Origin of the sequence: Streptomyces zaomyceticus, assembly GCF_014656215.1 — a bacterium.
Lineage (GTDB): Bacteria > Actinomycetota > Actinomycetes > Streptomycetales > Streptomycetaceae > Streptomyces > Streptomyces zaomyceticus.
In genome coordinates this window covers 232542-245675 of record NZ_BNBZ01000005.1, presented here as the reverse complement: position 1 = coordinate 245675, position 13134 = coordinate 232542, and the positions used below count along the sequence as shown (strand labels likewise).

The window sequence follows — 13134 nt, the reverse complement described above, 5'->3', positions numbered from 1 at the left end:
GCACGGTTGTCGGCTCGGACGCGAGGGCCGGAAGAATTCACCTCTCTGGGTCAGTCTCCCGGAATTCGGGGCGCGCCCGCCCCCGACGGAGTGTCCCCGTCGAGGAGGTAGCGGACGACTCCGTCCTCGTCATTGGCGGCCGTGACGGCGGCGGCCCGGGCACGGACGTCCGGATGGGCGTTGGCGGGGGCGACGGCACGGTCTGCCACCGCGAACATGGGCAGGTCGTTGAGGTGGTCGCCGTACACCGTCAGCCGCGCGTCCCCGAGTCCGGCGGTCTGCGCGAGCTCGCGTACGGCGACTCCCTTCTCGGCCTTCGGATGGGCGACCTGGATCTCGCTCCAGCCCGGCACATAGGCATTGGCGGCCGCCAGCACATGAGCCGTGTCGCCGAGGGCGGCTTCGAGGACGACCACCGCGGCCTTCGCCTCCTCGTCGGGGACGAACCCGATCACGGCGGCGGTGCGTGTGCCGGCGACCTCGGCGTACGGATCGGCGTAGGGGCTCAGCCGGGGGTCGCCGTACGCTCGTTTCTCGTCCACGTACCAGGCGAGGGCGGGGTTGCCGCAGGGACCGTACAGGACGCGGTCGTTGGTGCCGTCCCACGTGGTCAGCACCGGTTCGGCGGCGAGTCGCCCGAACGCGTCCAGCGCGATGACCGCCACCGCCGGGTCCAGCGTCCGATGGGCCAGGTGACGGCCCGAGGCGAGGTCGGTGAGGAACGCGCCGTTGAGCTCGATGACGGGCAGCGTCAGCCGCACTCCGGCCAGCAGGGTGCGGATGGCGACGGCGCTTCGCGCACTGGCCACGGAGAGCGGTGTGCCCTCGTCCACCAGCTTGTTGAGCCCCTCCCGGGCGTAGCGGCTGAGTGTGGCGTCGGAACGCAGGAGCGTTCCGTCGAGATCGAAGACGTGCAGGCCGTCGCGGCGGTCGTGGTTCATCGGCAGGCCTCCGTCGGGAACCTCTGCGGGAAGAGGGTGGGAATCAGTTCGCTCAACTCCGCCAGGGAACCGAGGATCCGGTGGGCGTCCCCCAGACGCGCGCGGGGCGTGAGGGCAGCCAGCCCGAACACTGTCATACCCGCGGCCCGGGCGGCGGCCACTCCCCGTGCGCTGTCCTCCACGACCAGGCATGCCCCGGGTGCGACACCGGAGCGTCGTGCCGCGAGGAGGAAGAGGTCCGGCGCGGGTTTCGGGCGGGCCACCTGGTCCACACCGAAGATCCGGCCGGCCAACCGCGGTGCCAGGCCGGTCAGTTCGAGCGAGAGGGCCACCCGGTCCGCGGTGTCGTTGGAGGCGACGCAGTAGGGGATGCCCCGCACATCGAGTCCGTCCAGCACGTCGTGCGCCCCCTCCACCGCCGTGAGTTCGCGCTCGAACGTCCGGTAGAGCCGGGCGTGGAACCGGTCGGCGAAGCCGGCGGGGAGGACCGCGCCCGTGCGCCGGTGGACGGTTTCGACCACATCCGCGAACGACTTCCCCATGTAGTGCTCGACGGCGTCGGCGAACGCCGTCGGCACCACCTCGTCGGTCAGCATCCTGGCGAGGAGGAGGTTGCCGAGCGCCTCGCTGTCCACCAGCACACCGCTGTTGTCGAAGATGACCAGCTCGTGCTCCACCCGGCCCTCCGGCTCAGTCGACTGGATTCGCCCGGCCCAACATAAGTATCGCGGAAATCCGTGTCAAGAATTACTCGACCCCTCTCGCGAATAACATCCACATCTCCGCTCATCACTTAATCGGATCGACTTGGAGCCCCTTCCCCCGGGCGACCCCGATGGTATCGTCGATATCCGCCTTCAATTCGTTGAATTCCGGTAATCGTAATTTCTCGCATCCTGGCAGAAATGTGGAGAGAGATGAATGAGATGGAGAGCCCGTCCGGCTCGCGCGAGCAGATTCGCACCCCCCTGCTCCCCGTGGAGGTCCACTGCCATGGCTTCGCGGGCGTCGACTTCTCCGAGTTCTCCCTGCTCGACCTCGAACTCCTGGAGCGGGTCTGCGCGCGGGAGGGAGTGCTGAGCATCCCGACCCTGTACCTGCACCACGACCGGCTGGGCGAGTTCGAGAAATTCATGCACCGCTACGACGCGATGCGCCGCGCCGGACGCGTGCCGCACGTCGTGGGTGTCGCCCTGGAGGGGCCGCTGCTCTCCAGCCACGGTGGCACCCCCGCCGACACCGTGTGGGCGCCGACCCGTTCCGAGTGGGAGCGGCTGGCCCGCCTCGGGGAGCACGGCCTCTGCTACATGGTCGTCTCCCCCGACGCCTTCTCTCCGGCCTCCCACTTCCACGGCCAGACCTTCGACCGCCACCCCGGCTTCGAGTGGATCGTGCCGATGCTGCTCGGTCACGGTGTCCGTCCCGCGCTGGGACACTTCAACCGCGCCGACCCCCTCCTCAGCGCCCGGTCGGTCGAGGACATCGTCGACATCGCCTGGGACTCCGAGTGGCAGGGCCTGGGGACCCGGGTGGTGACCGACCACCTGTTCAACGACATGCCGCTCCTCATCCGCCACGCCTTTCGCACCACACGGGCCCGCTCGACACGTGAGGCCACGCTCGCCTCGTACGACCTGCCGGGCTGGACGCTGGACGCCATGGACGAGATCGCCGGTCCGGTACCGGCGGCCATCATGCGCGAGGCGGCCGCGGGCCGGATCGCCGCCTGCGTCAACTTCGACGGTGAGCACGTCGACCTGGCCATCGCCGGCCGCGCCGTCAGCCTGATGGGCCCGGAGAACTCGATGATGATGACCGACCGCTGCGACTCCGCGCGGCTCGGCGGCCAGGAGCTGACCCGGGGCGAGGAGAACGGCCTCTGGTACCAGCCGGGCGGCATCGTCGCCGCCGGCTCCCAGCCCCTGGCCCGGCAGATGCGCAACGCGACGGGTTGCGGCATCGAGGGCGGACCGCTCCGGGACCTGGCCTCCGGCACGGCCCACCGCGCCTTCGGCCTCACCGCTCTCCGGGCCGACCAGCTCCCCGACGCCATGATCGCGGCACACCACGAGGCATGGGCGTTCCTCGACGCCGAGGACACCGCGGGGCAACAGGCACCGGTCGCATGAACGACACCGGTCACGATGTGCTCCCCCTGCGCCGGACCGGCTCCGACGGGCCTCTGCGGATCGGCGTCCTCGTCTCGGCCACCGGCGCCAATCTCCGCACGCTCATCGACATGCAGCACACGGAACCCGACCGCTACCGGGTCACCCTCGTCGCCTCGCACGGCACCAGGTCCCAGGCGCTCGACGTCGCCGGCGACCACGGTATCGAGAGCTGGCCCGGCGACTTCGACGCCCGCTGCGGAACGGCCTCGCGCGCGACCGGTGTCACCGAACGCGCCGAGTACCGGCGCCGGGCCCGGCAGTGGCACGACGGACTGAACGCCCGGATCGCCGCCTGGGAGAGGGACAACGACCCTCTGGACCTCGTCGTCCTGGCGTACCACCGCTGGATCGAGGGCGAGCTGCTCAGCCGCTACCACGGTCGGATGATCAATCAGCACCCCGGTGATCTGACCGTGCTCGACGACGCGCACCGCCGGGTACTGGTCGGCAACGACCCGGTGACGACGGCGATGGAGCTCGGGCACACCACCACCCGAACCTCCTGCTTCCTCGTCGACGAGAGCCACGACGGCGGGGCGGTGCTGTGCCAGGGACCTCCCGTCCCCGTCCGGCGCGCCGTGGATTCCCGGGCACAGGAACGGGAGCAGAAGAGCCTCAGCGACCGCCCGTGTCTGGAGTGGACGGTACGGGCCTTCGCCGCCGGATCACTCGCGCTCGCCGGAACCACCCACCCCGACGGAAGCCGCACCGTCCTGGTCGACGGCGTCCCCACGCCACTGGGCGGCAGACAACTCACCGCAGAAGCAACACCCCCGGAGGGGATGGGAAGCCGTGCTGTACACCGCGATCGGAAGTCAGGTCCTGGATCCCCTGACACGCGATCCCCGGAAGGCCGACGCCTACCGCCTCGACCCCTACATGCGTGAGGGGCTCGGCTCGCTGGCCCGGATGCATGACCCCGACGTGCTCAACCGGTACACCTTCGTCGTCCTGAAGCCCGACGCCGTCGCCGGACGCCGTTGCGAACTCATCCTCGGAATCCTGCGGTCGAAGGGCTGGCATCCGGTCGCGGCGACCACCGTGCGCTTCGACCCGCTGCTCGTCCGCGAACTGTGGCGCTACCAGTTCAACGCCGCGTCCGCACAACGCATCGCCGTCGTGGACCCGTTGCTGTCCTCGGGCCGCAGTCTGCTCATCCTGCTCGAGGACCGCAACCGGCCGACCTGGCTGCCCGCCAGCGTCCGCCTGACCGCGGCCAAGGGCTCGGCAGAGCCATCCGCCGCACACAGCGGTGACCTGCGCACCAGGATCGGCCGGATCAACGGCCTGTTCAACTTCATGCACACCGCCGATGAACCCGCCGACGTGGTGCGCGAGTTGCAGCTCTTCTCGTACCAGTCGGGATGGGACTGGTGCGCGGATCCCCTCTTCGGCACGGCGGCGAGCACGGCCGACCCCCGGGAGAAGGTGATGTCACTGCTCGCCGAACTGGAGGCCGAGACCCCCGCCCATGACCTGGACCTCGCGGCCTGCATCCGCCGACTCGCCCAGCGGCCGGGACCGTGGGGAGCGTGCGCCCGCGACTGGCCGGAGCCCGGTCACGTCGAGGACTGGCTCGGCCTGCTGCGCCGTACACCTCTTCCCGACGGCAGTGCCCGCTGGGACGTCCTGACGGTCCTCACCAGCTGGATCGACTGCAACGAGGAAGGGGTCCTCCCGATCCTCGCCACCGGAACGGCCGACGCCTGGCGCACCGGGACGGCGCACGTAGCGACGCAGGAAGTGACCTACGCATGACCACAGCCATTCCCCCGTTCGCGGGAGCCGGCAACCTCATCTACCGTGCCGACCGGGTGCCGCGTTTCGTCAGCGCCGAAGGAAGCTACCTGGAATCCGCCGACGGGCGCCGTTACCTCGATGCCGAGGCAGCCAACGGCACGGTCGCCTGGGGCTACGACAAGCGGATCCTGCACGACGCCCTCGCCTACTGCGAGAACCTGCCCGCGCTGCCGTCGTTCTGCGAATCCGACCTGCGCCTGGACGTGCTCCAGCGACTGGAGCGGCTCTTCGGCGAAGCCACGGGCACCCCGGGCCGCGTCGAGCTGGACCTCGGCGGCGCCCAGGGCATGGAGACGGCCCTGCGGATCGCCTTCAGCGCCGTCGGCCCCGGCACCGTGGTGGTGTTCGAAGGCGCCTTCCACGGCAGGTCCGGGGTGACCGGCATGCTCAGTTGCAGCCCCCGCTACCGCGAACTGCTGGCAGCGTGGGGCCTCGAGGTCGTACGGCTGCCCAGCCCCGACTGCGGACGGTGCCCGCACGCCCCCGCGCCGGACACCGCCTGCGGGAAGGGATGCGTCGCGGCAGCCACCAACTGGGGGTCCGAGCTCTCCGGGGTCGGCGGCGCCGGTTTCGCGAGGAAGGTGAGCGCCTTCGTCTTCGAATCCGTGCAGAACGTGGGCGGCATGTGCGAACCCGATCCCACCCTGCTGCGCGCAGCCGTCGACCACGCCCGGAGGAACGGCGCGGTGGTCATCGCCGACGAGATCTTCACCGGTATGCACAGGACCGGCCCGCGCTGGGGTTTTCAGCGATCCGGGGTCACCCCCGACGTGGTCGTGGCCAGCAAGGCCCTGACCAACGGCGCCGCGGCACTCAGCGCCGTCTGGGCACGCGATCCACTGGCGGCTCCGGGGACCTACCGTCCAGGCAGCCATTCCTCGACCTACATCGGCATCCCGCACGCGCTGGGTGTCACGCGGGCCGTCCTGGACCGGTGGGACGCCTGGGCCGATCCGACGACGGACATGGAGCTGCTCGCGGGCCGGCTGACGAGCCGCCTGAAGCAGCTCCGGACCGCCCACCCCGACCTGGTGAGCGGCCACCAGGCCTTCGGGGCCGCCGCTCGTCTCGTGCTGACCGGCGACCACGCACCCGAGTTGCGTTCGCTGTGCCTGACGGCCGACCCGGACGTCGGCCTCGTCGTCGCGTCGACGGGGATGGCCCCCGACGTGATCAACATCCATCCGCCCCTGGTCGTCGAGGAGCGGGACCTGGATGTCATGACAACGGTCCTCGACCGCGCCCTGGGCCTCCTCCGGGAGAGTCAGGAGGCTCGCTCATGAGCTCGGGCCCCGTGGAAGACCCACTGATCTGCCTGTGCGGACGGGTCCTGGAGAGCGTCGTCCTGGCGGCGAAGGCCTCGGGGATCCGCGACATCGCGTCCCTCCGCCGGGCCACCGGGGCCAACGCCGGCTGCGGCGACTGTCTGACGGATCTCGAGGAGATCCTCGACCAGGAATCCGCTGCCGAACCGGCGACGTAGAACGGCGCGGCATCCCTTCGGGTCTGCCGCGCCGCTGGTCACCGCCGGTTGCCGATCGACTCGCGATCGTCGCGCTTCGGTCCCGGAGGACCGATGTCGACCATCGACGCGAACGCCGACGGTTCGAACGCGTAGTCCGGGAAACGCTCGTGGAAGTCGAACAGTTTGCCGAGCTGCCAACCCCAGTCCCGGATCCGGGTGTTCGTCGATGCCTCGACCGCCCGGAGGGTGGATGCGGGAATCCGGTCCGGGGCGATCCGGTCGCAGAACCGCAGGAAGTACGACAGTGTCGGGCCGAGTTCGAGATCGCGTGCGGCCTGCTCGACGACGCCCCAGTCCACGGTTCCCGCGGCCACCTCGGGAATCGTGTAAGCGAAGGGTCGCAACGAGAGCCCACCGTGAATGGCCACTTCGTTGTAGTACCTGCTGAGATTGAGCCAGACGTGATCGGCGGAGGAGAGCGTCTCCCCCACCCCGAGCGAACTCGGCACCGCGCGCTCGAAGAGCATCGACGGGTCGGCGTCCGACGCCACATTGTGGTGAACGTCGATCGCGATGACGACGAGAGCTCGATCCTCAACGAATCGGAGCGGATCGGCCTCGGACGTCTTCGCCACCTGCACGACCACCGGATCGGTGACTTCGACGGTCTTGACGAACGGAGCGAGCTCGTAATGCCGAAGCTCGATGTCCGCCACATTCCGCAGGTCACGGTTCCGCATGGCGCCCTGGTCCGCATCGAAGTACGCATGGCGAAACCCGAGGGAGTACAGGATCGACTTGGCCGTCTCGATCTCGTCGCGCGGCACGAGTACGTCGGCATCCCCGACGAGACCGATGGAGCGACCGGGGAAATGCCGCGGAAGCAGCTCTCCTCCCTTGAAGGTGAGCGTGCGCACTCCGGCGCCCTCGAACGCCTCCAGCACCTGCAGCAGAGCGGCGAGCTGGTGCTGCCAGACGATGTCGTACGCCGCCTGCCGGACCTCCGCCCCGCCCGAGGCCAGAGCTGCCAGGGAGTCGATGTTCCTCGACTTCAGGAACGATCGGACCCCCTCATCCGCGCCGGCGCCGGCCAGGTCGAAGTCCGCGGGCGTCGCGCGATCGGCGCACCATTGCAGGAGCCGAAACGCCGCTTCCGCGTTCGACACCTTCTTATCGCTGGGCAGGGCGATTCCCCATCAGAGAGATGTCGGCGGAGATGTCACCGGCCCGGTCGCCGAGTTCCGACAGGAGACCGACGACCATTTCCTTCGAGCCACGGACCGAGATTACGGCGGAATCCGTCAACCCGTCGACGCCCTGAAGCGACGACACGAGCGTGGAAACGGCGGCGGGGTCGCTGAGCGAAACTCTGGCGGAGATGGGTGACCTGGACTTCGACTCTTCGCCCACTGAATTCTCTCCTTTTCCGTCTGTATCCGCTCTCATGTGTGCCGGTTTCGGCGGGCGGACTGCTGACAAATTACAATGCCCGCCGGTGTGGACATCATCGACACGCTGATCAGGCCTGCCCGGGCGAAAGCGGTATCCACCCCCCTTTCACACCTCCCGGCCGGCGCGCCTCAGGCTCGGGAGTCGATCGTGATGCGCGCGCATCGGGTGACCACCGAGGTGAGACTGCCGTGGGCACGCAGCAGTTCGCGCTGGATGCGGGCTCCGTTGCCCCGTTCCAGCAGACCGTCGACGCCCTCACGGACCCGTTCGTCGTCGCCGCTCTCGACCAGAGCCTCTCGGACATGGGCGTACAGGGCCCGGACGACCTCCGCCGCCGGTGCCGCAGCCATGGTTTCGGGGTGGAGGAGAGGGCCGTCCAGGCCCGACCGGCCGGCCTGCCATGCGGCCAGTCGAAGGAGACCCGTGTTGACGCGGGAGGGAGGATCCCCTGCGCGCCAGGCCCTGGCGGCCGTTTCGACGAGGGCGCGCACCAAGGCGGCGAGGAGTACGGGCGTCGACGCTTCGAGGCATACGTCCGCCACCCTGACCTCCACCGTGGGGTAGGTGGCCGACAGCCGGGCGTCGAAGTAGATCATCCCCTCGTCGCGCAGGACTCCGGTGTCGAGCATGGCGCGGACCTGCTCGTGGTAGCGATCGGCGGAGCCGAAGACGTGCAACGGGCCGGCGGAGGGCAGCCTGTTCCACACCCGGCTTCGATAGCTCGCGTACTTACTGTCCTGCCCCTGCCAGAAGGGCGAGTTCGCGCTCATCGCGGTCAGAACGGCGAGCCAGGGCCGGATCCTGTCGAGTACGGCGACACCTTCCTCGTCCGACTCGACCGAGACGTGGACATGGCAGCCGCAGGTGAGTTGTTCCTGTGCGGTCAGGCCGAACTGTTCGCCCAGCCACGCGTATCGCCTGCCCGGGTTCAGCGAGGGCTGGGCGGGGAGCGGCGACGTGGCGAGGGCGGCCACCAGGGCGCCCGCGGAGGCGGCGTGCCGACCGGCCTCGGCGCGCCATCGCGTGACCTCGTCCCCGAGTTCGCCCATCTCCGTGACCGGTTTGGTGGCGAACTCCACCTGCTCCTTCTGCAGTTCCTTCTCGAAGGCGTGTCCTGGCGCGCCGTCCCCGTGCGGCCTCTGTTCGGCGGACCGGTCCGCGGCCGCGAGGACGGCACTGGCCAGAGCGAGGGGCTCCCCCGTGCGGGCGTGCACGAGAAGCAGCTCTTCTTCCACGCCGACGCTTCTCATTCAGCCACCGCCGCTTCTCGTTCGGCCGCCGCCGTTCGCCCCATGTCCTTGGGCGCGAGGCCGGAGATACCCGCACATATGAGGTTCTGACCAGCATACCGACCGGCAAACCTGAGGAAGCCCCTGGACGCTTCCCCGACCTGCGGACCGGCCGTGACCGAGCCGAACGCGACCGGCGGGCGGGACCTCGAAGATCGGGAGCGCGGGCTATTCGGGCAGCGGTCTGTCCTGGACGACGTTCTTCATGACAAGGGTCGACGTCAGGCGTTGGACGCCGGGCAGCCGGGCGAGCTGCTGGTCGTAGAGCAGCTGGAAGGCGGCGAGGTCGGCGGTGGCGACCCGCAGGAGATAGTCGGGCTCGCCGAACAGGCGCTGCGCCTGCAGCACGTGCGGGACGGCGGCCACGGCCTCTTCGAAGGCGGTGACGGTGTCGGGGCTCTCCCAGCGCAGGGTGGCGAAGACAAGGGCCTCGAAGTGCAGGCCGACGGCGCCGGGGTCGACGACGGCACGGTAGCCGCGGATGGCGCCCTCGCGTTCGAGATCGCGCAGCCGGCGGTGGCAGGGCGAGACGCTGAGCTGCACGCGAGCGGCCAGCTCGGTGACCGTCAGGCGGCCGTCGAGCTGCAGCTCGGTAAGAATCTTCCGGTCCAGGGCGTCCATGGAGAAGATTCTCCCTCACATCGTGCGATCACGGGGTAAGGACGCAAACACTTTCGGGCATTTCCGACCTAGCCTTCCCACCGGAGCACGACATGTGAGAGGGAACGATCGATGGATACGACGACGCTGGCGGCCTTCCTGGCTGTGGATCTGCTGCTGGTGGTCACCCCGGGTGCGGACTGGGCCTACGCGATCTCCGCCGGGGTACGGGGACGCTCGGTCGTCCCGGCCGTCACCGGGCTGATCGCCGGGCACGCGGCCTATGCGCTGGTGGCCGTCGCGGGCCTGGCCGTGATCGTGGCGCGCTCCCCGGCCGCTCTCACCGCCCTGACCGTGGTGGGGGCCGGATACCTGCTGTGGCTGGGCTGGGGCGTCCTGCGGCGCCCGGCCGTGCCGACGGCCGCAGGGGAGCAGGCGGACAGCTCCAGCCTGCAGGTACTGCTCAAGGGTGCGGGGATCAGCAGCCTGAACCCCAAGGCGCTACTGCTGTACTTCTCGCTGTTCCCGCAGTTCATCGACCCCGCGACGGGCTGGCCGGTCGCCGCGCAGACCAGTCTGCTCAGCACGATGCATCTGACCGCGTGCGCCGTCGTCTACCTCGCCGTCGGTGTTCTGGCCCGCACGGTTCTGAGCACCCGGCCCTCGGCCGCTCTGGCCGTCACCCGCGTCAGCGGTGCCATGATGATCGCCATCGGCGTCTTCCTGCTGGCGGAACGTCTGGCCGGCTGAGGCACCCGTCCTGCTCCACCCGACACGCACCCGAAGGAGAGCACGCCCGTGGAAGACGGGACGCGGCAGGAACAGGCGGGCCCCGCGGTGCGGAAGCGCATCCAGGACAGCTTCGACCTCCAGGGCCTGATGTCCCACCTCGGCGCGAGACTCGCCCACATCGGCCCCGGCCGGGTCCACATCGTGCTCCCGGCTCGCCCCGAGGTGACCCAGCAGCACGGCTACGTCCACGCCGGTGCCACCAGCGCCATCGCCGACAGCGCCGGCGGCTATGCCGCGCTCACGCTGTTCGACGAGGACTCCGAGGTCCTCACCGTCGAGTACAAGATCAACCTCCTCGCGCCCGCCTCCGGCGACCACCTCGAAGCGATCGGCACCGTCCTCAAGCCCGGACGCACCCTGACCGTCTGCCAACTGGAGGTCTACGGCGTCCAGGCCGACGGCGCCCGGAAGCTCGTCGCCAACGGGCAGCAGACCCTGATCCGGGTGAACAGGCCCGCCGCATGAGCCCCCAGCGGTCGGCTCCGGACCTGCCTTCGTGGCTGACGTGGTGGCAGCGTCCCTTCCCCGACGCCAACACCCTCCTGCTGCCCGGACGGCACCCGGCCCTGGTCGACACGGGCTTCGTCGGACACGCCGACGAGACCGCCGCCTGGGCACGCGCGCACGCCGGGAGCATCGACCTGGTCGTCAACACCCACTGGCACTCGGACCACGTCGGCGGCAACGCCCTCCTCCAGGCCCAGGGCGCCGCCGTCGCCGCCGGAACCCCGGAGGCCGACGCGATCACCCGCCGGGACCCTGGCTGCTGCGCCGCCGAGTACCTGGACCAGCCCGTCGCCCCGTACACCGTGGAGGTCCCGCTCGACGACCACCAGGTCCTCAGGCTGGGCGATGCCGACTGGGAGGTCGTCCGCACCCCCGGCCACACTCCGGGCCATCTGGCGTTGTGGCAGCCGGAGGAGCGGCTGCTCGTGGTCGGCGACGCGCTGTCGGACTACGACGTCGGCTGGGTCAACCTCGCCCTCGACGGCCCCGGCGCGGCCGGTACCGCGCTCGCCTCCCTCACACGGATGGCCGACCTCGGCCCCCGCCTGATCCTCCCCTCCCACGGTCCGATCCCCACCGACCCCGCAGCCGCGTTCGCCGCCGCTCTGCGCCGGGCGCAGCGGCTCGTCGACGACCCGGCCGGAGCGGTCTGGTACGGCGCCCGCCGGATTCTCTCCTTCGCCCTGATGATCCGCGACGGCATCCCGGCGGCCGAGGTCGAGCCGTACCTCCACGCCCGTGACTGGCTGGCCGACGCCGCGCGTCTCCTGAACGTGAAACCCGAGATCCTCGCCGCCGACCTGGTCGCGAACATGCTCGGCAGCGGCGCCGTCGTCCTGCGCGACGGCCGCGTCCACGCCGCCGCCGAACACACCCCCGTGACGCCCGAGACGCTGCGCGTGCCCCACCCCCGAGCCTGGCCGGCCATCGAGCCGCGCTGACCCGAGTTGACCCGAGTTGCCCCGCAGGAAATCACCGTGTCGAGCGCGTCGTCCCGGCGCGATTCACGGTGCCGCGGAGAGCGGACCGCTGATCGTGGAGCAGCTCTGTCTCCTCGGCGCGCGCCCAACTCTTCGCCCGAAGGGAAACAGGTTCTCCGGACACCGGAGGCCGGAGGCCGGAGGCCGGGAGCCGCGGAATCGGGTGGCCGACGGCCTACCCGGCCGGTCATCCTGACCCGATGGGAGACAGAGCCAACGTCGTCGTGGTGCGCGAGAACGGCGCGCATGAGCTGTACCGGACCGGCTGGGCGGTCGGCATCGACCTCGACCTGCTGGAAGGGCCGACGCCGGTTCTCGCCATGCTTCCCGAACTCCGGCAGGACGGCTGGTGGTTGGACGACACCATGGCCCAGGGCGGAATCCTGCTCGACCTCGGCCGGAAGGTGCTGCTGTTCTTCGCCTGGGAAGGGCCCAGCACTGAGCTCCGCCACCGCGCGGCCGTGTTCGAGCTGATCCGAGCCGCGTGGCCGGGCTGGGAGGTCCGCCGGCTGTACGACGGCCCGGCCGAACTGCGTGCGTACGTGGGGCTGGACCCGGAGTACGTCCGCTGTCGCGATGCGGCCCCTGCTTCGACCCCGTTCCTCGCCCCCGACGACGAGGACTTGACCGGGCCCGACCCGGGCGGTGTGGTGATCACGGTCGGCACCGGCCGCTGCCACGTCGCCTCCGACGCCTTCGACCACCCTGTCCACGAGGGCGCCGCCCTGCTCGACCGCCTGGCAGACGCCCCGGAGCACGGACGCTGCCACCTGCACGTCAACGCCGGCATCCACCTCGACCCGGAACACCGCCGGCTGGGCTGGTGGTCCCTCTACTCCTCGCCGCAGGCCTACCAGGTAGCGGAGTCGTGGCCGGGCTGGACGGTGGAGTTCTGGCAGGACGACTGGGAACGACACGCGAAAGTCAGCGACCGTTTCTCCCCGGCGGCGTTCGGCACCGGAGAGGAGACCAGATCCGCGGTACTCGCCGAGGCCGCGGAGCGCCTGGCGCTCCGGGCCCGCAACCGCGCCCGGGTCGTGTGGGCGCCAGGAGGGGCAGGCATGAGGCCTTGAGGCGAGGTCGCCGACCTGTCGGGCGCCGGCCAGGGCCTCGGTGTGCAGGGAGCGAGTGGCATGG

The 13134-nt window shown here is 70.3% G+C and carries 14 protein-coding genes; 9 read left to right on the top strand and 5 right to left on the bottom strand.

All coding sequences use genetic code 11. From position 1 onward, the window contains the following. Window positions 1–50: 50 nt before the first annotated feature. On the bottom strand, window positions 51–941 hold the full coding sequence (locus tag IE311_RS09935; RefSeq protein WP_189831219.1) for an HAD hydrolase family protein: 891 nt from the start codon (window positions 939–941) through the stop codon (window positions 51–53). Next, window positions 938–1618: an HAD family hydrolase gene (locus tag IE311_RS09930; protein ID WP_189831218.1), complete on the bottom strand. Its 681-nt coding sequence runs from the start codon at window positions 1616–1618 to the stop codon at window positions 938–940. The genes IE311_RS09935 and IE311_RS09930 overlap by 4 nt, the downstream gene beginning before the upstream one ends. 240 nt (window positions 1619–1858) lie before the next feature. On the opposite strand from IE311_RS09930, the gene IE311_RS09925 reads away from it, so the two are divergent. From IE311_RS09925 to IE311_RS09905, 5 genes are read left to right on the top strand one after another with little or no spacing between them, the layout of a single operon-like run. Continuing rightward, a complete protein-coding gene (locus IE311_RS09925; protein WP_189831217.1) occupies window positions 1859–3070 on the top strand; it encodes a hypothetical protein in 1212 nt (403 codons plus the stop codon). After that, window positions 3067–3999, top strand: coding sequence for a formyltransferase family protein (locus IE311_RS09920; protein ID WP_189831216.1), 933 nt, complete (start codon window positions 3067–3069; stop codon window positions 3997–3999). Before IE311_RS09925 ends, IE311_RS09920 begins: the two co-directional genes overlap by 4 nt. Continuing rightward, window positions 3905–4870 carry a nucleoside-diphosphate kinase gene (locus IE311_RS09915; RefSeq protein WP_189831215.1) on the top strand — a complete coding sequence of 322 codons (966 nt, stop codon included), beginning with the start codon at window positions 3905–3907 and terminating at the stop codon, window positions 4868–4870. The genes IE311_RS09920 and IE311_RS09915 overlap by 95 nt, the downstream gene beginning before the upstream one ends. Beyond that, entirely contained in the window at window positions 4867–6195 is a 1329-nt protein-coding gene (locus tag IE311_RS09910; RefSeq protein WP_189831214.1) for an aminotransferase class III-fold pyridoxal phosphate-dependent enzyme, read from the top strand. Before IE311_RS09915 ends, IE311_RS09910 begins: the two co-directional genes overlap by 4 nt. Continuing rightward, a complete protein-coding gene (locus IE311_RS09905; protein WP_189831213.1) occupies window positions 6192–6395 on the top strand; it encodes a (2Fe-2S)-binding protein in 204 nt (67 codons plus the stop codon). The genes IE311_RS09910 and IE311_RS09905 overlap by 4 nt, the downstream gene beginning before the upstream one ends. Window positions 6396–6433: 38 nt before the next feature. On the opposite strand, the gene IE311_RS09900 is transcribed toward IE311_RS09905, so the two are convergent. The 3 genes from IE311_RS09900 to IE311_RS09890 all read right to left on the bottom strand — a co-directional run bounded on the left by IE311_RS09900 (window position 6434) and on the right by IE311_RS09890 (window position 9739). Continuing rightward, complete coding sequence (locus IE311_RS09900) at window positions 6434–7543, bottom strand: nucleotidyltransferase family protein (RefSeq protein WP_189831212.1); 1110 nt, start codon at window positions 7541–7543, stop codon at window positions 6434–6436. 414 nt (window positions 7544–7957) lie between these two features. Beyond that, entirely contained in the window at window positions 7958–9079 is a 1122-nt protein-coding gene (locus IE311_RS09895; protein ID WP_189831211.1) for a glutamate--cysteine ligase, read from the bottom strand. Window positions 9080–9286: 207 nt separating this feature from the next. Beyond that, entirely contained in the window at window positions 9287–9739 is a 453-nt protein-coding gene (locus IE311_RS09890) for an Lrp/AsnC family transcriptional regulator (RefSeq protein WP_189831210.1), read from the bottom strand. 111 nt (window positions 9740–9850) lie between these two features. Between IE311_RS09890 and IE311_RS09885 the strand changes: the two genes are divergently transcribed. The 4 genes from IE311_RS09885 (at window position 9851) to IE311_RS09870 (ending at window position 13070) form a co-directional block, all read left to right on the top strand. Beyond that, a complete protein-coding gene (locus IE311_RS09885) occupies window positions 9851–10468 on the top strand; it encodes a LysE family translocator (protein WP_189831209.1) in 618 nt (205 codons plus the stop codon). Window positions 10469–10516: 48 nt separating this feature from the next. Then, a complete protein-coding gene (locus tag IE311_RS09880; protein WP_189831208.1) occupies window positions 10517–10975 on the top strand; it encodes a PaaI family thioesterase in 459 nt (152 codons plus the stop codon). After that, window positions 10972–11958 (top strand): MBL fold metallo-hydrolase, encoded by a 987-nt coding sequence (locus IE311_RS09875; protein ID WP_189831207.1) that lies wholly within the window; start codon window positions 10972–10974, stop codon window positions 11956–11958. Before IE311_RS09880 ends, IE311_RS09875 begins: the two co-directional genes overlap by 4 nt. 239 nt (window positions 11959–12197) lie before the next feature. Continuing rightward, window positions 12198–13070: a hypothetical protein gene (locus tag IE311_RS09870; RefSeq protein WP_189831206.1), complete on the top strand. Its 873-nt coding sequence runs from the start codon at window positions 12198–12200 to the stop codon at window positions 13068–13070. Window positions 13071–13134 lie beyond the last annotated feature (64 nt).